At 36.8% G+C, this 20,917-nt stretch carries 22 protein-coding genes; 5 read left to right on the top strand and 17 right to left on the bottom strand.

The window, feature by feature from the left end:
- Positions 1 to 98: 98 nt before the first annotated feature.
- Positions 99 to 1,337: a TolB family protein gene (locus KI369_RS17300; protein ID WP_212956740.1), complete on the bottom strand. Its 1,239-nt coding sequence runs from the start codon at positions 1,335 to 1,337 to the stop codon at positions 99 to 101.
- A gap of 229 nt (positions 1,338 to 1,566) precedes the next feature.
- Here KI369_RS17300 and KI369_RS17295 point away from each other — a divergent pair, with 229 nt between their 5' ends.
- The 3 genes from KI369_RS17295 (at position 1,567) to KI369_RS17285 (ending at position 6,560) form a co-directional block, all read left to right on the top strand.
- The gene (locus KI369_RS17295) at positions 1,567 to 4,320 is read left to right on the top strand and encodes a S8 family serine peptidase (RefSeq protein ID WP_212956739.1); all 2,754 of its coding nucleotides are present in this window, start codon (positions 1,567 to 1,569) and stop codon (positions 4,318 to 4,320) included.
- 190 nt (positions 4,321 to 4,510) lie between these two features.
- On the top strand, positions 4,511 to 6,265 hold the full coding sequence (locus KI369_RS17290) for an aromatic amino acid hydroxylase (RefSeq protein WP_212956738.1): 1,755 nt from the start codon (positions 4,511 to 4,513) through the stop codon (positions 6,263 to 6,265).
- Positions 6,246 to 6,560 (top strand): 4a-hydroxytetrahydrobiopterin dehydratase, encoded by a 315-nt coding sequence (locus KI369_RS17285; protein WP_212956737.1) that lies wholly within the window; start codon positions 6,246 to 6,248, stop codon positions 6,558 to 6,560. Before KI369_RS17290 ends, KI369_RS17285 begins: the two co-directional genes overlap by 20 nt.
- A 16-nt stretch (positions 6,561 to 6,576) precedes the next feature.
- Here the strand turns inward: KI369_RS17285 and KI369_RS17280 are convergent, their stop codons facing one another.
- A complete protein-coding gene (locus tag KI369_RS17280; protein WP_212956736.1) occupies positions 6,577 to 7,434 on the bottom strand; it encodes a VOC family protein in 858 nt (285 codons plus the stop codon).
- A 21-nt stretch (positions 7,435 to 7,455) separates the two neighbouring features.
- Positions 7,456 to 7,860, bottom strand: a complete 405-nt coding sequence (locus tag KI369_RS17275) for a DoxX family protein (protein WP_212956735.1) — start codon at positions 7,858 to 7,860, stop codon at positions 7,456 to 7,458.
- A 156-nt stretch (positions 7,861 to 8,016) separates the two neighbouring features.
- Between KI369_RS17275 and KI369_RS17270 the strand changes: the two genes are divergently transcribed.
- On the top strand, positions 8,017 to 8,562 hold the full coding sequence (locus KI369_RS17270; protein WP_001020700.1) for a helix-turn-helix domain-containing protein: 546 nt from the start codon (positions 8,017 to 8,019) through the stop codon (positions 8,560 to 8,562).
- 33 nt (positions 8,563 to 8,595) lie between these two features.
- On the opposite strand, the gene KI369_RS17265 is transcribed toward KI369_RS17270, so the two are convergent.
- The 13 genes from KI369_RS17265 to KI369_RS17205 all read right to left on the bottom strand — a co-directional run bounded on the left by KI369_RS17265 (position 8,596) and on the right by KI369_RS17205 (position 20,424).
- Positions 8,596 to 8,973 (bottom strand): hotdog family protein, encoded by a 378-nt coding sequence (locus KI369_RS17265; RefSeq protein ID WP_212956734.1) that lies wholly within the window; start codon positions 8,971 to 8,973, stop codon positions 8,596 to 8,598.
- 109 nt (positions 8,974 to 9,082) lie between these two features.
- The gene (locus KI369_RS17260; RefSeq protein WP_212956733.1) at positions 9,083 to 9,541 is read right to left on the bottom strand and encodes a GNAT family N-acetyltransferase; all 459 of its coding nucleotides are present in this window, start codon (positions 9,539 to 9,541) and stop codon (positions 9,083 to 9,085) included.
- A gap of 56 nt (positions 9,542 to 9,597) precedes the next feature.
- The gene (locus KI369_RS17255) at positions 9,598 to 10,104 is read right to left on the bottom strand and encodes a GNAT family N-acetyltransferase (protein WP_438800507.1); all 507 of its coding nucleotides are present in this window, start codon (positions 10,102 to 10,104) and stop codon (positions 9,598 to 9,600) included.
- A gap of 308 nt (positions 10,105 to 10,412) precedes the next feature.
- A complete protein-coding gene (locus tag KI369_RS17250; protein ID WP_212956732.1) occupies positions 10,413 to 10,808 on the bottom strand; it encodes an ankyrin repeat domain-containing protein in 396 nt (131 codons plus the stop codon).
- Positions 10,775 to 11,593: an ABC transporter ATP-binding protein gene (locus tag KI369_RS17245; protein WP_212956731.1), complete on the bottom strand. Its 819-nt coding sequence runs from the start codon at positions 11,591 to 11,593 to the stop codon at positions 10,775 to 10,777. The genes KI369_RS17250 and KI369_RS17245 overlap by 34 nt, the downstream gene beginning before the upstream one ends.
- Positions 11,580 to 12,608: a FecCD family ABC transporter permease gene (locus tag KI369_RS17240; RefSeq protein WP_212956730.1), complete on the bottom strand. Its 1,029-nt coding sequence runs from the start codon at positions 12,606 to 12,608 to the stop codon at positions 11,580 to 11,582. The genes KI369_RS17245 and KI369_RS17240 overlap by 14 nt, the downstream gene beginning before the upstream one ends.
- A gap of 5 nt (positions 12,609 to 12,613) precedes the next feature.
- Positions 12,614 to 13,561, bottom strand: a complete 948-nt coding sequence (locus KI369_RS17235; RefSeq protein WP_212956729.1) for a helical backbone metal receptor — start codon at positions 13,559 to 13,561, stop codon at positions 12,614 to 12,616.
- A gap of 156 nt (positions 13,562 to 13,717) precedes the next feature.
- The gene (locus tag KI369_RS17230; RefSeq protein ID WP_212956728.1) at positions 13,718 to 13,945 is read right to left on the bottom strand and encodes a YrhC family protein; all 228 of its coding nucleotides are present in this window, start codon (positions 13,943 to 13,945) and stop codon (positions 13,718 to 13,720) included.
- 126 nt (positions 13,946 to 14,071) lie between these two features.
- Positions 14,072 to 16,675: a bifunctional acetaldehyde-CoA/alcohol dehydrogenase gene (adhE, locus tag KI369_RS17225; RefSeq protein ID WP_212956727.1), complete on the bottom strand. Its 2,604-nt coding sequence runs from the start codon at positions 16,673 to 16,675 to the stop codon at positions 14,072 to 14,074.
- Between the two features lie 257 nt (positions 16,676 to 16,932).
- A complete protein-coding gene (locus tag KI369_RS17220) occupies positions 16,933 to 18,066 on the bottom strand; it encodes a bifunctional cystathionine gamma-lyase/homocysteine desulfhydrase (protein ID WP_212956726.1) in 1,134 nt (377 codons plus the stop codon).
- A gap of 3 nt (positions 18,067 to 18,069) precedes the next feature.
- Positions 18,070 to 18,993, bottom strand: coding sequence for an O-acetylserine dependent cystathionine beta-synthase (locus KI369_RS17215; protein WP_097906792.1), 924 nt, complete (start codon positions 18,991 to 18,993; stop codon positions 18,070 to 18,072).
- A gap of 82 nt (positions 18,994 to 19,075) precedes the next feature.
- Positions 19,076 to 19,771, bottom strand: coding sequence for a 5'-methylthioadenosine/S-adenosylhomocysteine nucleosidase (gene mtnN, locus KI369_RS17210; RefSeq protein WP_144612480.1), 696 nt, complete (start codon positions 19,769 to 19,771; stop codon positions 19,076 to 19,078).
- Positions 19,772 to 19,785: 14 nt separating this feature from the next.
- Positions 19,786 to 20,424, bottom strand: coding sequence for a class I SAM-dependent DNA methyltransferase (locus KI369_RS17205; protein WP_099682943.1), 639 nt, complete (start codon positions 20,422 to 20,424; stop codon positions 19,786 to 19,788).
- A 136-nt stretch (positions 20,425 to 20,560) separates the two neighbouring features.
- On the opposite strand from KI369_RS17205, the gene KI369_RS17200 reads away from it, so the two are divergent.
- Positions 20,561 to 20,776, top strand: coding sequence for a YrzA family protein (locus tag KI369_RS17200; protein WP_000010984.1), 216 nt, complete (start codon positions 20,561 to 20,563; stop codon positions 20,774 to 20,776).
- 35 nt (positions 20,777 to 20,811) lie between these two features.
- Here the strand turns inward: KI369_RS17200 and KI369_RS17195 are convergent.
- A partial coding sequence (locus KI369_RS17195; protein ID WP_212956741.1) for a DUF1510 family protein occupies positions 20,812 to 20,917 on the bottom strand: 106 nt, incomplete at its 5' end.

Here is a 20,917-nt window from a genome sequence, read left to right as displayed (position 1 = left end):
CTGAATTGTTGGGTTTCACCCGTAACACAAATCACATGGAGTCTTCTTGCCGAAAAGGATAAAAAAATGTGCCTAAAATTATCTTTTAGGCACATTTTTTATTCTTCTTTTACCGAGATAACATTTCCCCAATTCCATTTCTCATAATACCACTCTGGTACATCTATATTTTTAATCCACTTCATTTCATGCTTTCCATCTCTATGAGCAAGCCATACATCTGCTTTCTTACGGTCTGAACGTATCCATATTAATTGATTGCTCTTCTTCATAAAGATTGGATGATAATCACCCTGCTTATGAGGTGGCTTTGTGATTCGATGCTGTACATTGCTTGTACTATCAACCTCATATAAAGATGGTAGTGGCCTTTTTTCTGGCAATGTTTCAAATCCTCCCTCTTTTGCTCGAGAGACGATAATTACGTTATCGTTCTTCCATGCAAAATCCCAATCAACATATCCTTGCGGCGTAAATGTATTCTGCTGAAGTGCTGGCAGTTCTTTTACTTTTAAATGTTTATTCTCTAACGCAACTCTTCCGCTCCCTTCAATATAAGCTAATATATTTTTTGATGGTGCCCATTGAAACCATTGTGCGTTTAATAACATTTGATCTACTTTTTCAAACCGACTACCATCTGCACGAACTAAGCAAAGCGTATTGCTATCAGCTGACCATGAAGCTGTCGGTACTGCTAAAAATGAAATCCACTTTTGATCTGGCGACCACTGAAAGCCACTTGCAACTAATGCTAGGAAATCATCATGTTCATTTGGTAATGCATACAAATGCTTCATTTTGTGAGGATTCATATGTGCATCTTTTTGCACTTCATATAGCTGAGCCCCTGTCCATCCTGTTGGAAGTAAGTGTGCTTCAGAGGATACAAAAAACTTCTTTCCATCAGGATACCATGCATAATCTCCTACACCTGCCGATACATTTTCAAAATCTGTATTCTTTTTTTCTACATCAAATGTATGTAATGTACTTGTAAATATAAATGCAATTATATTTTCTGTTGGTGACCATTGATAATTCGATGCTTCTGAGTGAAACGGCGTAACTTTCTTTCCATCTTTCAGCCGATATAACTCAAGACTACCTTGTTTCTTTCCTTTTACATATGCCAGCCACTCTCCATCATGAGACCACTTTGGCCCTGTTATATACTCTCCTTTTGTAAGTTTTTTTTCTTTTCCATCAACTTTAATCCAGAGGTCATGATGACGAATAAAAGCAATTTTCGCTTCATTATTTTCTGCGCTACTATTAATGGGTGAACATAAAAATACGACTAACATTGTACCAACGCTTACTATGAACCGTTTCATAACACCCCTCCATTTCCCTCATAGCATTCCTCAATGTCCACCTACAATATGTAAAAAATACCTATTCGACATAATCCCAAAAAATTTCCCAAGAAATTTTTAATTCAAAGAGGATTGGTATGAATTATGTCGAAAGTATAGTTTAGCCAACATTCGATTTTATATTTCATAACAAAAATGTAAGATTATTTTTCGGAATATTGGCACTTTTTATTAGGGGGGAGTTTCAATGAAAAAAACTACATCTACACTATTAAGTATGGCGCTCGTCTTTTCTAGTTTTGGAGCTTTAAGCGCACATGCTGAATCGCTGCAAAAGGAGAAACAATTTAGTCCACAGTTAAAAGCGAACATTGAACAATGGGGAGAAAACAAAATTGCGCAAAATGTTGAAACAAAAACATCAAAAGAAATTTCTGTCATTGTAGAATTGCAACATGCTCCACTCGCTTCACAAAGTAACATTCAGCATGCTCCAGATTTAAAAAATGGAAATGTGCAATCATACCATGCACAACTAAAAAAGGCACAAGAGGATACAACAAAGAAAATTAAAGAAAAAGCACCGAAAGCAAAAATAAAAGAAACGTATAGTACGTTATTTTCTGGATTCTCTATTTCTATCCCAGGAGATCAAGTTGCTGCTTTAGCTTCTTTACCTGAGGTAAAAGCTGTTTATCCGAACTTAACATATAAATTGCATGAAACAGCAAAAAGCACTACTAATGAAGAAGCGCCAAATGTCGGTGGACCGACAATCGGTGCACCTGAAGCATGGAATTTAAAAGATCCATCTGGCAAACCGCTTGATGGAAAAGGTATGAAAGTCGCTATTATTGATTCTGGCGTAGACTATACACATCCTGATTTACAAGCAAACTATATCGGTGGATATGATACAGTCGATGAGGATAATGATCCGATGGATGGCAACGTACACGGTACTCATGTAGCTGGCATTATTGCTGGTAACGGAAAAATTAAAGGCGTTGCTCCAAATGCATCTATTCTAGCTTATCGTGTAATGAATGATGGTGGCACTGGTACAACAGAAGATATTATTCAAGGTATTGAACGAGCAATTCAAGACGGTGCTGACGTTTTAAATTTATCTCTTGGGCAAAGTTTAAATACACCTGATCAGCCTGTAACATTAACGCTTGAACGTGCGGCAAAACTTGGAGTTACTGCAGTTGTTTCAAATGGAAATGATGGACCACACCCTTGGTCTGTTGATGCACCTGGTAATGCAAGTAGCGTTATATCAGTTGGAGCATCTACCGTTTCTATCCCGTTCCCAACATTCCAAGTAGCAGGTTCTAGCAAAACATATCAAGGGTTACCATTATCCAAATCTGATTTCCCAATAGGAAATGATTCCCCTCTTGTATACGTTGGCTACGGCAATCCAAGTGATTATGCAAAACAAGATGTAAAAGGCAAATTCGCTCTTGTCTTACAGGGAACTTCAAGCACGTTAGTAAAAGCAGAACAAGCGAAGCAAGCTGGTGCACTTGGTGTACTACTCATTTCTAACGAAAAAGAAATTAATATTATGCCCGAATACTTCACACGTGAAAACCTAGCTCTTCCAGTTATGCAATTATCAAATACAAATGGCGAAGAGTTAAAAAACTTAATTACAAAACGCAAGAAAAATATAAAAATTGGACAACCAGTTCCAACTGAATTAATTGGTAACTTTAGTTCCAGAGGACCTTCACAAGGAAGTTGGCTTATAAAACCAGATATCGTTGCACCTGGCGTACAAATTACTAGTACCGTACCAAGAGGCGGCTATGAATCCCATAATGGGACAAGTATGGCTGCGCCTCAAGTAGCTGGAGCGGTTGCCCTCTTGCGTCAAATGCATCCGGATTGGACGACAGAACAATTGAAAGCATCCCTTGCCAATACCGCAAAAACTTTAAAAGATGTCAATGAAAATACATATCCTGTTATGACGCAAGGATCTGGTTTAATTAACATCCCGAAAGCAGCTCAAACAGATGTATTAGTCAAACCTAACAATGTCAGCTTCGGTCTTATCAAGCCAAATAGCGGAAAAGTAAAACTGACGCAAAATATTACATTACAAAATCTATCTAGTAAAAAGAAAAGTTTTTCAACTCGTGTAGAATTGCTAGATGCAAACACAAAAACAAAATTAAAAACTTCTGTACCTTCATCGATTAGCATACAGCCAAATAGTAGTACCGAAAAACCATTTACTATCACTGTCGATAGTTCGCTCCCTCAAGGTGTATATACTGGGAATGTGTATGTAAAAGACCAAGGAACGAAGGAAGAAACTCGCATTCCATTTACGTTTAGTATCGACCCTAAAGATTACAAACGTATAGATGGACTCGAAATTATTAATTCTACGTTTAGTCCAAATGGTGACCAAATATTAGACGATAATCTCATCAACTACTATTTAGTTGCACCTGTGGATGATGTAACATTGCATGCAAATTTAGTTACAAAAGAACGTGTAACATACCAAGGAATTCTCCATCAAGCTAAAAATGAAACAGCTGGATACAAATCTTTCAAATGGAATGGTACAAAAGCGGATGGTACTCCGTTAGCTGACGGTCTATACCAAATCGAAGCAGTTGCCTCTAATTCTGGTGGGGAAACAAAACAAACAGCTGCTGTATTTCTTGATAGAACTGCACCTAAGTTAACATACGAGGTTGACCAAGAAAACCTTGTAATTACAGGAAAAGTGGATGATATTCTACTAGACTGGATGACAGAATCTGGTTGGGTAGCACCTGGAATTCCAGTGAGACTACAGTATGAAATCAATGGAAATGGTGTATGGGAACAGGCATTCCTGAACCCTTGGGAGAAAAGCTATGACATTTATTTCGATCGTAGTCAATTACAAGAAGGAAAGAATACAATTCAGATTGTAGCAACTGATGCAGCTGGAAATACATCTAAGTTAAATGTTGATTTAGAAGTGAAATAAGATAGTAACCCGATTCTTCCGCCCCTATCGGATGTTCCGATAGGGGCTTTTTCTATTTCTCACGCAAACAAATATTAAATAATTCAGAATTTTATGATAAAATTATAAGCGCTTACAATTTTAAAAGGGGTTATTACGAGCTATACAAATCAGATATTCAAATTTTATAGAAAACAAGGAGGATGTTTAAATGACAAAGAAAACAGAAATTCCATCACATTTAAAACCATTCGTATCCACACAGCATTATGATCAATACACACCGGTGAACCACGCTGTATGGCGTTACATTATGAGACAAAATCATAGTTTCTTAAAAGACGTTGCCCATCCAGCCTACGTGAACGGATTACAATCATCTGGTATAAATATAGATGCAATTCCTAAGGTAGAAGAAATGAATGAATGTTTAGCACCAAGTGACTGGGGAGCTGTAACGATTGATGGACTTATTCCGGGTGTCGCATTTTTCGATTTTCAGGGGCACGGATTATTACCAATTGCAACAGATATTCGTAAAGTAGAAAATATCGAGTATACACCGGCTCCTGATATCGTTCATGAAGCTGCAGGCCACGCACCAATTTTGCTTGATCCTACATATGCACAATATGTAAAACGCTTTGGACAAATTGGTGCGAAAGCTTTCTCTACAAAGGAAGAACATGAGGCGTTTGAAGCTGTTCGTACATTAACGATTGTAAAAGAAAGTCCTACTTCTACTCCTGAAGAAGTTGAAGCTGCTGAAAATGCTGTAATTGAAAAGCAAAGCTTAGTTTCTGGTTTATCAGAAGCTGAACAAATTTCACGTCTTTTCTGGTGGACTGTAGAATATGGATTAATCGGACATATAGACAATCCAAAAATCTATGGTGCTGGTCTCCTTTCCTCTGTCGGTGAAAGCAAACATTGCTTAACAGATGCTGTAGAAAAAGTTCCATTTTCCATCAAAGCATGTACAGGGACAACTTATGACGTAACAAAAATGCAACCACAATTATTTGTTTGTGAATCATTTGAAGAGTTGACTGAAGCACTTGAGAAATTCTCTGAAACGATGGCCTTTAAAACAGGTGGTAAAGAAGGTTTAGAAAAAGCGATTCGCTCTGAAAACTATGCAACTGCTGAGCTAAATAGTGGACTACAAATTACAGGTACATTCAATGAAACAATTGAAAACGATGCAGGTGAAGTGATTTACATGCGTACAAATTCGCCAACTGCATTAGCAATTCATAATAAACAACTAGAGAATCATTCTACCGCTGTACACAGTGATGGCTTTGGAACGCCAATTGGATTACTTACTGACAATATTGCATTAGAAAATTGTACAGATGAACAATTACAATCATTAGGAATTACAATTGGGAATACAGCAGCATTTACTTTCACAAGTGGTATCCATGTAAAAGGAACGGTAACAGCAATTGAAAAGAACGATAAAAAGATCACTCTTATCTCCTTTATCGATTGTACAGTTACTTATAAAGACCGTTTATTATTTGATGCTTCATGGGGTGCTTTTGATATGGCTGTTGGCTCAAAAATCACTTCTGTATTCCCAGGAGCTGCAGATGCAGCATCGTTTTTCCCAACTGATGAAAAAATAGAAACAACTCCAGCATCTCTTACATTAACTGAGCTAGATCGTATGTATCAAACAGTTCGTGATATTCGAAATGAGGGCATTTTACACGACGCACATATCGAACAGTTAGTAGCAATTCAAGAAGTATTAAATAAATTTTATGCAAAAGAATGGCTCCTTCGCCTTGAAATATTAGAATTGCTTTTAGAGCATAACAAAGGGCATGAAACATCCGCAGCATTATTACAACAACTTTCCACTTTCACAACTGATGAATCTGTAACACGTCTTATTAACAATGGTCTTGCACTACTACATATAAAGGATGTGAAAAATGATGCTACGATTAACTGAGGAAGAAGTTCAAGAGGAATTATTGAAGGTAAATAAATGGATGATAAAAGATGATAAATGGATTGAACGAAAATATATGTTTTCCGACTACTTAAAAGGAGTCGAATTTGTCTCTGAAGCCGCCAAACTATCAGAAGAACATAATCACCATCCCTTTATCCTTATCCAATATAAAGCAGTCATTATTACTTTGTCATCATGGAATGCAAAAGGTTTAACGGAACTCGATTTTGAGCTTGCCAAACAATTTGATGAACTATTTCTCCAAAATGAAAAAGCGATTATACGAAAATAAAAAAAGAGAAGCCTTTTTAGGCTTCTCCTTTAATTTTGAAATGGATACAATGTCCAAACGGATCCTCTACTTGTAATATTCCATCTTTGTACGTAGCGACCTTGCCAATATTTTTTAAACTTTCACATACTTGCTCTTTTTGTTTTTCATCCGCTAGTACAATTGTGAAATATTTTAAGCCGACGGAATTTTGCATTTGCGGTGGTATTCCTTCACCTTGCCACGTATTTAAACCGATATGGTGATGATAGCCACCTGCCGATACAAAGAGCGCCCCATTACGAGCTGGGATTGTTACTTCAAAACCAAGACCATCAACATAAAAACGTTCCGCTTCTTCTAAATCAGCTACATGGAAATGAACATGCCCCATCACAGTACCCGCTGGAAAACCATTCCACGCACTTCCTTGCTGTAATAATTCTTCACCAGCTAACGGGTTACTAACAAATGGTAGCTCTCCATTCTCATCGCGCCAAACTTCTTTTTGGCGGTCATGATAAATTTCAATCCCGTTTCCATCTGGATCAGCTAAATAAAGGGCTTCACTAAAGTAATGGTCGGCTCCGCCGTGCAGTGGATATACCATTTCTACAAGATGACGAAGAATATTCGCTAAATCCTGTCTGCTTGGTAATAAAATTGCATAATGATATAACCCGGTTCTCCCTCTTTGTTTTGGTAAAGCTTCTTTCTTTTCTTCAATGATAAGGAGTGGTTCGTCATTTTCATTCCCAAATGTAACGACCATTTCATCTGCTTTTAGCACTTTCATGCTTAATACTTCTGTATAAAACTCTAGTGATTTCTTTACATTTGATACATATAAATGAACAACACCTAGTGTTGTTTCGGGATGAAGTTGAAAGCTCATCTTGTTATACCCCCATTTAAATTAGTTCTTTTTTGACAGTTTCTCTTTTAAGAAATTATCTACAAAACCGTCTGCTTTCGCAACAAATAAGTACGCACCCATTGCTAACAATGCAAGTTCTAATTCGAAACCAGGATTTTTTCCATCTCCTAATAAGCCAGCTGACCATTTTACTTTTACAATTGCTCCAACCATAACAAGTGCAAATAATAATCCAATATATCTTACACCTAAACCTAGAATTAATAATAGACCGCCAACTAATTCCGCTGTTGCTACACCGTATGCAAGTCCTCCTGGTAAGCCAATGCTTGTGAACCATCCTGCAATATTGTCAATCCCCGATTGGAATTTTGTTAAACCGTGCATAAAGAACGTTACCCCTAACACGATACGAATAATTAAGTTACCGATATGTTGATTCATTTCTTTCTCTCCTTTATAGTTTTCTTATACAAAACTTTTATTTACATTACAAAACATACACTAAATTTTTTTATTCGTCAATTCATTTTCACTGGGAAAAAATATATTTTTTTTGCTATGATACAAATAGTTGTTTACAAAAAGGAGCTTGATTTTATGAATATTGGTTCTGCAATACGTGAGATTCGTCAACGTAGAGGCATAACAATTGCACAAATTTGTGAGGGAACAGGTCTTTCTAAAGGATTTATGAGTCAGGTTGAAAATAATAAAACATCACCATCTATCTCCACTTTAGAAACGATCTCCAATTTTTTAAATGTTCCCCTGCCCTATTTATTATTAGAACAAAAAGATCGCTTGAAAGTTGTCAAAAAGGTAGAGCGTAAATACAGTGTATACGGAAAAGATGAACAAAGAATTGAGCATGTTGCAGAGCAGGGTGGCCTTCGCCTCAATCTCGTAGAAATTCCTGCTGGATTTCCGAAAGAAAATACCCCAAATGCACATGAAGGGGAAGAATGTCACCTTGTATTACGCGGCAAACTAGAAGTTCAACATGGAGAAGATATTGCAATTGTAGAAGAAGGTGATTCTTTCTCCTGGAATGCATGTGTTCCTCATATCGTTCGTAATATAGGGGAAGAAACTGCATTATTACTTATCTCTAGCCATGCAGAAAATCGAAAACGTGTGTATTAAATAAAAAAGAAGCCTGTAAATCAGGCTTCTTTTTTATCCCCTTATAACTCCATAGCTTGTCCCAACTAGTACGGTTTTTTCGTGTTGATTGCGATAAACTGACTCGATTGAAACCTTTTTGTATCCTTCCATCTGCTCAATATTTGTTAAAGTTAATTCACAAGTGATCGTATCGCCTGTAAAAACTGGTCTAATAAACTCACTTACTAATTCTCTGGCTATGTAATGTAATTCTTCGCCCACTTTTGTTCCAATACTAGCAGTCAATAAACCATGAACCATTAAACGTCCATTTTCATCATATTCCATATGATGCCTACCTTTATCTCCTGTAATATTTGCAAATTCAAAAACCTCTTCTTCAGTAAATCTTCTTTCGTATTTAAATACATCCCCAACTTTTACACTCATTTTTATCCCCCTAATAATAAACAGAATTTTCTTTCATTTTACCATAAAATGAGTCTTAGTTCAGTTTATATTATTAAAATAGCGAGCATTTTTCTATACTACTTTTTCTTTATTGGTGCCCATCTTTTTTGGCTATTTGATACCCATAATACGCACACGTTCCATTTCTCGATAACTCTCTCACCTCAAAACCACAGCTTCTATAAAAATCAAAATTACTCGCAGATGTATGTGCAAACCAGTCGCCATGTGGCAGCTTCTGCAAACAAAGGGCCACAAGTTTCTTACCCAATCCCTGTCCTCTATATTCACACTTCACAACTAAATTTACAATGTTTGCAACCATGATTCCATCAGAAATGACTCTAACCATCGCAATCATCTCTTCTTCATCCCAAATTGTGAATGCCCATGTTGAATTTTCAAATGCTATCGTAAATTTTTCAATTTGCCAAGAAGGGATATAATCATTGCTCCAACCGGCATCTTCGAATAAAGTCTTAATTGCATATGCAGGTACACCATTCGTTCCCTCACGAATAATAAGTCCATTATGGTAAATATACATGTAATCCCCCCTTTATTTTTATATACCATTCTTCAAAAGATGCAGTTTACCCTTTTTCATCCAACGCGTTTAATGGAATAAACGAGAACATCCATCCCATGAAATGAAATTGTTTTCTCATAACTAAGCCCTGTTTTTCTAGCAACAAAGATTGAGGCGGGGTGGTCTGGATTAATAAGAGAAATTAATTTATTCATTCGTAACGCTTGGAAGCCATAGTCTCGAAATGCTGCCGCTGCTTCTTTCGCATACCCTTTTCCCCAATACTGAGGTAGTAACCAATAACCAATTTCAATTTCCTCTTTTCCATCTATTTGCTGCTTTACTAATCCTGCGTGACCAATTCTTATTCCCGTTTCCTTTTCAATCAATACAAATAAACCGAGACCGTTTTTATAGCTAGGAATCACCCACTCTTCCAAACTTTTTTTACATTGCATATATGTTTTTAACGTCCCATTTCCAATATAGCGCATTACCTTCTCATTTCCCCATAGCGAAGCATAGAACTGTAAATCATCCATTGTATATTTGCGAATTTGTAAACGATCTGTATGAAACATCTCTGCACTCCTTCCCACGAATTTGTACTTAACTACACGATCATGTTTTGGATATATACTAAATGTTACTATCTATTATAAAGGAACTAAAGACGAAATACAGAATATTCAATCTCAAAAGAATAAAAAAAGACAGTAGACAAATGTTGTCTACTGCATCCATATCATAACTAGCATAAAGAAAACTACAATTGAGGGGGGTGTAGGATTTTCAAATATACTAGATACTTATCCCGTTCTAACGGGCGGTAAACTTTTCAATTATATGAAAGTGAAAAGTTTACCGCACATAAGAACCTTTGCGGTCATTAAGAGAGCACCGTTAAGTACTCAAATACACGCTGTGCTTTTTCTCCACCCATTCGTGCATGTTGAAGAAGGGAAATACCATGTGGACCCGATGCACGCAATGCCTCTGGTTGTGCTACTAAAATAGATTGTACAACTTCTAATTCTCCAAGCATCGCGGCCGCGAAAATATCCATTCGAGCACCCTTTTCTAGTAAATAGAGAGCAATATCTTTACGACCTACATGTGCCGCTGCTCCTAACGCACTTTCCCAATCTGATCCGCCCCAATTGTAAGAGGCATGAAGTAAGTTTGGCGATTCAGCCAACAGTTCTTGTACTTTTTCTAAATCTCCGTGAGCTGCCATAACAAATTCTCTTACTAACTCAGTGGTAATACGTTCTTCTGTTCGCATCTTGCTCCTCCTTTTTTAGAAATTCGTTTTGGTGTGAAAAATGGCTTGTCACTTCCTTGAAAAATATCTACCTCTATGCCGAACACACGTTGAAACATTTCATGACATAACACTTCTTCTGGTATACCGTCATACTGAAGCTGCCCTCGCTTTAATACGAGTAAACGATCACTATATTGAGCCGCTTGGTTAATATCATGTAAAACCATTACAATTGTCATGCCAAACTCCTCGTTTAATCGTTTCACAAGTTCCATTACTTCCAATTGGTGAACGATATCCAAAAAAGTTGTTGGCTCATCTAATAATAAGACATTTGTACGTTGTGCTAGTGTCATCGCAATCCAGGCTCGTTGTCTTTCTCCTCCTGATAAAGATTGTAAAAGACGATATTCATACCCTCCAAGATTTGTAACAGACAATGCCCAATCAACAATGTTTTCATCCTCTTGATTTAAGCGACCGCTCCAGGATTTATGGGGGCCTCTTCCAAATTCGATTAATTCTTTCACTGTTAAATCTAATTGATGATCATGCATTTGTGGTAACATCGCTAATTGCTTCGCTACATCGGCACTTTTCATCGTATGAATACTTTTTCCATCTAAAATGATATCCCCTTCGCTTTGTTTAAGCAGTCTTGCCATTAAACGAAGCAAAGTAGATTTCCCCGATCCATTTGGTCCAATTAAACTAACGACTTCTCCAGCTTTAATATGTACATTCATATTTTGCATTTGAAATCTTTCAGAATGTGCGTAAAACACTTTATTAACGGAAATCACGTCGTCTTCCTCCTCTATGAATCAAATATAAGAAGAACGGACCGCCTAAGAAGGATAATAAAATACCAACAGGCAATTCAATTGGATCGAACCAACTTCGAGCTATCGCATCCGCGAAAACAAGTAATATCCCCCCGCCAAGGCATGATAACGGCAGTAAATATTTATAGTCATTTCCAACTAATAAACGTAACATATGTGGTACGACAAGACCGACAAATCCGATAAGACCAGAAACACTAACTGCAATTCCAGCTAGTAATGTACTTACTACTATTAAATAAAACCGGCTTCTTTCCACGTTATGACCTAATAATCTCGCCATTTCATCTCCAAGCATTAATACTCGAATATGCTTTATACCAAAGAAGGCTAATATAATAGCGAATATTGCATAGTAAATAATCATGTTTAAATGTGCCCAACTTACACCACCAATGCCACCTGCTAACCAAGGTAACACGGATTGTACTTTATCACTATGTAATAACATTAACGCTGACGTCGCTGCTCCAATTAATGCATTGATTGATACACCTACTAAGACAATCCTTGAAGGCGGTGCCCCTTTTTGCCATGATAAAGCATAAATAACCATCGCAGTTATGAAAGCTCCTAAAAACGCCCCGAGCGGTAAAAATGCCATATGCTGAGGGAATAAAATCATAATTACAATTGCTACAAGACCTGCTCCAGATGAAACCCCGATAATACCAGGGTCTGCAAGAGGATTTCTCATAACCCCTTGCAACAGTGCACCAGATGCTGCTAAACATGTTCCTACTATAAATCCAACGAGCACTCTTGGTATACGAAGGTCCCATACAATTCGATGAACCGTCGAACCTTCATCTTGTATCCCTGTTAGAATATCTCGTAAAGAAAAGGATAGGCTTCCTGCGAAAAGACCGTAAAAAAGGCCTAGAATCGTTAATACAACTAAAGTAACTGCTATTACCCACCTTTTTTTCGCAAAAGGATGTTCCTTTTCCCTTACTACTTCACTACTATCCATACTTATCATTTCCTTACATCTTGTATACTTTTATACATAAAGTCCATCGCTTCTGTAACCTTTGTTCCAGGATTTGATCCAAATAAGTCTGGTGGCAAAATAACTACACGATTTTGCTTTACTGCATCTAAATTTTTCCACGCTTCATTTTTCATCATTTCGCCTTCAAATGCTTTTTTAACGCTATTTGGATCTCCATGTGTAATTAAATAAATCACATCTGGATTCGCCTCAATAATGCGTTCTACGCTTAGCTGCGCATATTGCGGATATTCCTTCATTTCTGGAAAATTAGCTGCAATATTTTTCCCGCCTGTTTTTTCTAAAATATCACCTGATAAAGATGTTGGTAATGCTGCTAAATAAGTACCTGGTGCTCCATACACTAGCAATGCTTTCACATCTCTTTTTTTCTCATATTTCTTCATTTGATCATTAATTTTTTGGTTAAGTTCTTTTGCTTTATCTTCTTTCTTCATAATCGTTCCATATAGTTCAATATTCTTTTGAATATCTTGTACTGAATTCGCAGAAGAAATCATTACTTTCGTTCCTTGTCCCTCAACCGTTGGAATGTTCTTTTGGAATCCATTGTTAGCAATAAGTACATCTGGCTTTAAGCTAGCAATTTGCTCAAAATTTGGCTGATGCGCATTCCCGATTACTTGAACTTTCTTTATATCCTCTGGAAGAGTTATTTTTGCATCCGGACGACCTACTATTTTTCCGCCTAACGCATGAATAATATTCATGTCTCCCATACTTAATGTTGCAAAACTCTCTGGCACTTTATCGAATGTTACCTTTCTTCCTGACAGGTCGGTAACTTCGATTTTCTCTTTTCCTTTTTCTGTTTTTGTTGCAGATGCTTTTTCGTCTCCTTTTGCACTGCAACCTATTAATAAGAAAAAAATAGATAAAATCGCTGTGAATAGCGTAATAGATTTTTTCATTCTTCCACCTCTAACTGATAATGATAATCATTAACTACTATTCTACTTTAATTGATAAGGATTATCATTGTCAATATAAACCGCATACATTTTTTACAAAAAACAAAAAGCACTACAAAAAGATTCGTTCTTTTCGTAGTGCTCTATTTCATAATATTACTCACATTCATTTCCCTCTAACTGATCTCGCATCACTTTCACACGCTGAAAGAAAAAGAATGATAAACTTAAAAATATAATGGTGCTCCCCATCATAACAAAAGATTGTAGTGTTTCTTTTGCTTCATTCGGAATTAATAAGCCAACCATTAACAATGTACTTACAGCAAGAAGGATTTGTCCGAATCGAGTATAATCTTCTATTTTTTCTTGTAATTCTTTCATTATATTCTCACTCCTCCATTTCACTGTATCATATTCTATTAAACTTAAAGACCAGTAAATACAGCCATTCTGGGAGATGATTTCCAAATGAAAAAGAGCCGCTTTATTGCGACTCTTTCATAACCATTACTCACCTTTATATGCTTCCAAATAAATTTCTTTTAACTCTGAAATAAGAGGTAATTTGGGATTAGCTGTTGTACATTGATCTTCAAAAGCTCTTTCTGCTAATAATCCAACAACCTCTTCAAAGTGGTCTTTAGCAACTCCTTGTCCTGCAATACTCATATTTATATTTAAACTTTTTCCAAGCTCAATAATCGCTTGGACGAGTGATTCCACACCTTCTGCCGCCGAACTTGCTGGAAGCCCGAGCATTCTCGCAATATGTGCATAGCGTTCATCAGCTACAAAGTGCTCATATTTTGGGAACAATGCGTGTTTTCTTGGCTTAATAGCATTATAGCGAACTACGTGCGGCATAAGAATTGCATTCGCACGCCCATGCGGAATATGGAATTCTGGTCCAATTTTATGCGCTAAACTGTGATTAATACCTAAGAACGCATTTGCAAATGCCATCCCTGCGATTGCAGAAGCATTATGCATTTTTTCTCGTGCTTCTTCATCATTTCCATCTTTAAATGCCCTTGGTAAATATTTAAATACGAGATCAATCGCTTTTAATGCTAATCCATCTGTGTAGTCATTTGCTAGAACAGACACATACGCCTCGATTGCATGCGTTAATACATCCATACCAGTGTCTGCTGTTACATGTGGTGGTACTGTCATTACAAACTGTGGATCAACAATTGCTACATCTGGTGTTAATTCATAATCCGCGAGCGGATACTTTATATTATTTTTCTTATCTGTAATAACCGCAAACGGTGTCACTTCTGACCCTGTTCCTGATGTTGTTGGAATGGCAACAAACTGCGCCTGACTTCCTAACTTCGGATATTTACATGTGCGTTTTCTTATATCTAAAAACTTCTGTTTAATTCCATAGAATGTTGTTTCTGGATGCTCATAGAAAAGCCACATCCCTTTCGCGGCATCCATAGCTGAACCGCCACCAAGTGCGATAATTACATCTGGCTTAAAACTTCTCATCATTTCCGCACCTTTAAACACAGTTTCATCTGATGGATCTGGCTCGACCTCAAAGAAAACTTCAACTTTTACATCATTTGCATGTTTACGTAAATAATGCGAGACCGTATCTACATATCCGTGCTCAACCATACCTGGATCCGTTACAATAAATGCACGTGAAATGTTAGGCATATTTGCCAAATATGCTGTTGCATGTTTTTCAAAATAAATTTTTGGTGGCAATTTGAACCACTGCATATTCTTTTTTCTATTTGCCAACCTTTTTACATTTAATAAATGCGTCGCTGTTACGTTTTGAGAAACTGAGTTTTTTCCGTACGAACCGCAACCAAGCGTAAGTGACGGAATAAATCCATTATATATGTCACCGATTCCACCTTGTGATGAAGGAGCATTTACAATGAGACGGCAAGCTTTCATACGTAATCCAAATTGCTTTTGCACTTCTTTATTTACAGAATGGATGACTGCTGAATGTCCTAAACCACCGAGATTTAACATTTCTTCGCAATATGTAAATCCTTCTTCTAATGAATTTGCTTTTACACAAGCTAATACTGGACTCAATTTCTCACGAGATAGTGGATATGCTGCTCCGATACCTTGTATTTCAGCTACAAGCATTTTTGTATTTTCAGGCACAGTAATTCCAACTAATTCGGCAATATACTGTGCGGATTTCCCTACAATATCACTATTTACTGCACATGTATTTTCATTAATAACAAGCTTTTCTAATTTTCTTCTCTCTTCCTCTGTTACAAAGTAACAATTGTTTGCAATCATTTCTGTTTTCACATCATCATAAATTTCCTTGTCCACAATGATTGCTTGTTCTGATGCACAAATCATACCGTTATCAAATGTTTTTGATAAAATTAAATCATTAACTGCTCGTTTTATATGCGCTGATTTCTCTATATAACATGGTACATTACCAGGACCTACACCTAGCGCTGGTTTTCCAGTAGAATAAGCTGATTTCACCATACCTGCTCCTCCAGTGGCCAAAACAAGCGCAACATCTTCATGATTCATTAATTGTTTCGTTGCTTCCACAGAAGGTTTTTCAATCCACTGAATACAATATTTTGGTGCCCCCGCCTTCACCGCTGCATCATATACTGTTTTCGCCGCTGCAATAGAACATTTTTGTGCGGAAGGATGAAATGCGAAAATGATTGGATTTCTCGTTTTTATCGCAATCAACGATTTAAACATCGTGGTCGACGTTGGATTCGTTACTGGCGTTACACCAGCTACTACACCGACGGGCTCCGCAATTTCTATTATTTCTTCATGAGGGTCTTCGTGAATAATCCCTACTGTTTTATCTTTCTTTATGCTATGCCAAATATATTCAGTAGCAAAAATATTTTTAATGCATTTATCTTCGTATACACCACGACCTGTTTCTTCAACAGCCAACTTTGCAAGTGGCATATGTTGATCAACACCTGCTAATGCCATTTCATGAACAATGTTGTCAATTTGCTCCTGTGTAAAACTTTCTAATGCTTGTAAAGCCTTTCGACCGTTATTCACTAACGTATCAACCATCTCTTTTACTTCCTGCATTTCATTTACAACTTTCTCTTTGACTACCATGTAAATTCCTCCTATTCTGCTATCAAGGACTAAATAAGACCCTAGAGGTCATAATAAGTCCCGATTAGCACAAAAAAATAGAGTTGCTTTCCTACATGAACCTCATTGTTTGTGAAACTTTTCACAAGTTTGTTCGTGAGTAACATTTCATGAATTTAATATACATGAAATCATTTCATTTGTGTATGTCTTTTTTGTGAAATATTTCACAAAAATATAATGAAAATGCACTGCCCTATATTAGCAGTGCATTTTTATTATGATAACGCTTGGGCTAAATCTTCAATTAAATCTTCACCGTCTTCAATACCGACAGAAATACGAATTAATGTATCTGTAATCCCTAATTCTTTACGGCGATCTGCTGGGATTGATGCATGTGTCATTTGAGATGGGATAGAAATTAAACTTTCTACTGCTCCTAAACTTTCAGCAAGTGTAAAGTATTGTAATTTCTCTAGTACTTTATTTAATGTTTCTTCACTATCTACATCAAATGAGATAATTGCACCAAAACCATTTGCTTGTTCTGTTGCTAGTTCATGGTTTTGATGTGATTCAAGACCTGGGTAATATACTTTATTTACTTTTGGATGATTATTTAAAAACTCAGCAATAGCGCGTGAATTCGTTTCATGTTCTTCCATACGAATTCCTAACGTTTTTAAACCACGAAGTAGTAAGAAGCTATCTTGTGGCCCAAGAATACCGCCTGTTGAGTTTTGTACAAAGTGAAGGTCTTCTGCTAGTTGTGGGCTATTTACAACTACTAGACCTGCAACTACGTCACTATGACCTCCTAAATATTTCGTTGCACTATGAAGCACAATATCTGCTCCTAAAGTAATCGGCGACTGCCAATATGGCGTCATGAATGTGTTATCAATAATTGTTAATAAATCTTTTTCTTTAGCAAGAGTAGATATTTTCTTAATATCAGTAATTTTCAGTAATGGGTTCGTTGGTGTTTCCACATAAATCGCTTTCGTATTTGGACGAATCGCTTCTACAACTTCATCTAGGTTTGTTGTATCTACAAATGTATGCTCAATACCGAAGCGATTTAACACTTTCGTGATAACGCGGTACGTTCCACCATACACATCATCTGTTAAAATAACGTGGTCACCTTTAGAGAACAACATAATTGTAGCTGTAATAGCAGCCATCCCTGAGCCAAATGCAAATCCAGCATGACCGTTTTCTAATACAGCAATCATTTCTTCTAAAGCTGCACGTGTTGGGTTGCCTGTACGTGAATATTCATATCCTTGATGTTTACCAACTGCTTCTTGTTTGTACGTACTTGTTTGATAAATCGGTACGTTTACAGATCCAGTTGAAGGTTCTCCTATGCGAATACCATGAATTAACTTTGTCTTTGCTCTCATTTTTTATTCCCATCCTTTGTATATGTCTTTACTTAAATAGCGCTCACTGCTATCTGGAAAAATGGTTACAATATTTGTACCTGGTGCTGCCTTCTCTGCCTCAAGTAAGCTCGCATGAAATGCTGCTCCTGAAGAGCTTCCAACGAGAAGTCCTTCTTTTTGCGCTAATTCTTTCACTCGTAAAAATGCATTTCGATCAGAAATTGTATGAATTTCATCAAAATAAGATGTCTTCAAAAATGGCGGGATAAATTCCAGTCCAATTCCTTCGGTCTCATGTGAACCAGCCTTACCACCATTTAAAATAGATCCTTCTGGCTCTACGATAACTGTTTTAATATCTATATTTTTTTCTTTCAAGTAAGATGCAGTCCCCATAAATGTACCGCCAGTTCCTGCTCCAGCAACAAATATGTTAATCTCTCCATTCAATGCGTCCCACAGTTCAGGTCCTAATGTTTTAAAATATGCACGAGGATTTGCCTCATTTGCGAACTGACTTGGAGAGTATGAATTCGGTATTTCATTTACTAACTCTTTTGCTTTAGCAATTGCACCGGTCATTCCTTGCTCAGTCGGTGTATGCACAACCGTTGCGCCCAGTGCTTTCATTAGTTCTTGCTTTTCAATACTAAATTTCTCTGGTACACAAACAATAACGCGTAAATCATGTTGTAACGCTGCAAGTGCCAGTCCAATACCAGTATTTCCAGCAGTCGGTTCAATAATTGTTCCACCCTGGGTTACAAGCCCTTTTTCTAGCGCATCTTCGATTAATTCTCTTCCTAAACGGTCCTTAACGCTTCCACCTGGGTTATAAAATTCAAGCTTTGCAAATAAACGGACCCCTTCTGGAAGTGAAAAACGAGTAATTTCTACAATTGGTGTATGACCAATCAACTCATGAACTCCACGATATACATTCATCGTGTTCTCCTCCTTATTTGCCAATAAAGAAAAGGCAACTGTATGTATTTTCTTTATATGAGACAGTTGCCTTTTTGTTACATTACTTTAACTCTTCTAGTACTTTTACGATAAAGTTTGTAGAATGAAGAGCTGCTTGATCTAAAAATTGATCAAATGAAACATTTGATTCTTTACCAGCAATATCAGAAAGTGCACGAATAATAACAAACGGAACTTCATATTGGTGGCATACTTGTGCAACAGCTGCTGCTTCCATTTCTACTGCATAAAGATCTTCAAATTTATCACGAATTGCTGCAACGCGGTTCGGATCACTCATAAATGAATCACCTGTTGCAATCATACCTTTTACAACTTGAATATTTTCTTCTGCCTGCATACATTTCTCAGCTAATGCAACTAATGATTCATCAGCTTTGAATCCAGGAGGCATTCCTGGTACTTGACCATACTCATAGTTAAATGCTGTTACATCTACATCATGATGACGAACTTCTGTTGAAATAACTACATCTCCAACATTTAGAGAATGATGGAAGCCACCAGCTGAACCAGTATTAATTACTTTTTCAGGTTTATATCTTTCTAATAAAATTGTCGTTGACATCGCTGCATTTACTTTACCAATACCAGACTTTAACAAGATTACTTCATGTCCTGCTAATTGTCCTTTCGTAAATTCACAACCCGCAACCGTTTCTGTTTCTGCTTGTTCTAATTTGTCACGTAAAATACGTACTTCTTCTTCCATTGCTCCAATTACAGCAATTCTCAATCTAATCCCTCTTTCTATTGCTTAGTTGCCTCCATTACCCAAACGAAATGATTTAATCTCGTAAACGTTACATGGAAGCCATTGTTTTCAAAAATAGACTGCATGACCGGAATACGTGTATAGTATTCCGTTTGCAAATCATTTGCTAACTGATGAAAACCTCTTTGTTTTGCTGTTTCAACAGTTTTATCATATGCATCTTGATCTGCAAATATCGTATCAGCAAACACTATTTTACCACCTTTGTTTAGCAATTGACTATACTTCGCAATCGCTACATTTTTTTCATCATCTGTTAAATGATGAAATGCGTAGGTGCTTACTATGGTATCAATTGAATTTGGGACTTCAAACGAAAGAAAATCACCTTCTGTAATGGAAAATTCTTTTGGCAATTTCTCTTTTGCAATCATGCGCATTTCACGTGACGGTTCTATACCGTAAACTGTGCGGCCAGCAAGTAATAATTTATTTGTTAAATTACCAGTACCAACACCAAATTCTAATACATTACCAAATGACTTGTTAACTACATCCTCTAGAATGTCCTCATAATGGGCGAAAACTTCTTTATATTGTATATCTTCGCCTTGTACAAATGAGTCGTACGTATGAGCCCACTCATCAAATAAACCATTAAATTCTGTACCCATAAAAATTCCCCTTTTTCTTATCGGTTTTATCAGTATGATATTCCCTCTTTCTAAAAATGTCAATTGAAATGTACATGGTATTTCCTTCTTTTCTTTGTTACACTATAGTTGATTACATAGGAGAGGGGGCGTCTTCGTGTCATTTACCTTTGAAATGTTAGAAGATAAAGTAGAGTTTTTCGAAGCAGGAGACTTAGCTTCTTTGGAACGAAAAATTAGCGAACAAATCGATAATAATAAAGCGCTTATGCTTGAAGTTCACCACATCTCGCATCAAATGGTTATGGATCCCGAAAGCAAAAGACCATATTATAGCGCAGTTGTTCATTTTAAATTAAAGAAATTACGCTAACTAAAAAAGAGAAGCTCCTAAGGAGCTTCTCTTTTTTAGTTTAGAGTTTGAACAAGTACTGGTTTCCAGCCCTCATTATCTACCCAATCAATATTCACATAATATTTTTTACCTGATTGTTTATCTTGTACGTTACCATAA

The sequence above is a fragment of the Bacillus sanguinis genome (assembly GCF_018332475.1).
Taxonomy (GTDB): Bacteria; Bacillota; Bacilli; order Bacillales; family Bacillaceae_G; genus Bacillus_A; species Bacillus_A sanguinis.
The sequence above is the reverse complement of the archived record's forward strand: the minus strand, read 5'-3'. Positions and strand labels throughout refer to the sequence as shown.

Excerpts from the sequence above, each read along its gene's own strand:
- KI369_RS17230 (WP_212956728.1), bottom strand. The coding sequence starts at position 13,945 with ATGAAAGAATTACAAGAAAAAATAGAAGATTATACTCGATTCGGACAA.
- KI369_RS17300 (WP_212956740.1), bottom strand. The coding sequence starts at position 1,337 with ATGAAACGGTTCATAGTAAGCGTTGGTACAATGTTAGTCGTATTTTTA.
- KI369_RS17205 (WP_099682943.1), bottom strand. The coding sequence starts at position 20,424 with ATGGGTACAGAATTTAATGGTTTATTTGATGAGTGGGCTCATACGTAC.
- KI369_RS17295 (WP_212956739.1), top strand. The coding sequence starts at position 1,567 with ATGAAAAAAACTACATCTACACTATTAAGTATGGCGCTCGTCTTTTCT.
- KI369_RS17270 (WP_001020700.1), top strand. The coding sequence starts at position 8,017 with ATGAATATTGGTTCTGCAATACGTGAGATTCGTCAACGTAGAGGCATA.
- adhE (WP_212956727.1), bottom strand. The coding sequence starts at position 16,675 with ATGGTAGTCAAAGAGAAAGTTGTAAATGAAATGCAGGAAGTAAAAGAG.
- KI369_RS17285 (WP_212956737.1), top strand. The coding sequence starts at position 6,246 with ATGATGCTACGATTAACTGAGGAAGAAGTTCAAGAGGAATTATTGAAG.
- KI369_RS17260 (WP_212956733.1), bottom strand. The coding sequence starts at position 9,541 with ATGTATATTTACCATAATGGACTTATTATTCGTGAGGGAACGAATGGT.
- KI369_RS17235 (WP_212956729.1), bottom strand. The coding sequence starts at position 13,561 with ATGAAAAAATCTATTACGCTATTCACAGCGATTTTATCTATTTTTTTC.
- KI369_RS17215 (WP_097906792.1), bottom strand. The coding sequence starts at position 18,993 with ATGAATGTATATCGTGGAGTTCATGAGTTGATTGGTCATACACCAATT.
- KI369_RS17290 (WP_212956738.1), top strand. The coding sequence starts at position 4,511 with ATGACAAAGAAAACAGAAATTCCATCACATTTAAAACCATTCGTATCC.
- KI369_RS17250 (WP_212956732.1), bottom strand. The coding sequence starts at position 10,808 with ATGCGAACAGAAGAACGTATTACCACTGAGTTAGTAAGAGAATTTGTT.
- KI369_RS17240 (WP_212956730.1), bottom strand. The coding sequence starts at position 12,608 with ATGGATAGTAGTGAAGTAGTAAGGGAAAAGGAACATCCTTTTGCGAAA.
- KI369_RS17220 (WP_212956726.1), bottom strand. The coding sequence starts at position 18,066 with ATGAGAGCAAAGACAAAGTTAATTCATGGTATTCGCATAGGAGAACCT.
- KI369_RS17265 (WP_212956734.1), bottom strand. The coding sequence starts at position 8,973 with ATGAGTGTAAAAGTTGGGGATGTATTTAAATACGAAAGAAGATTTACT.
- KI369_RS17255 (WP_438800507.1), bottom strand. The coding sequence starts at position 10,104 with ATGTTTCATACAGATCGTTTACAAATTCGCAAATATACAATGGATGAT.
- KI369_RS17280 (WP_212956736.1), bottom strand. The coding sequence starts at position 7,434 with ATGAGCTTTCAACTTCATCCCGAAACAACACTAGGTGTTGTTCATTTA.
- KI369_RS17275 (WP_212956735.1), bottom strand. The coding sequence starts at position 7,860 with ATGAATCAACATATCGGTAACTTAATTATTCGTATCGTGTTAGGGGTA.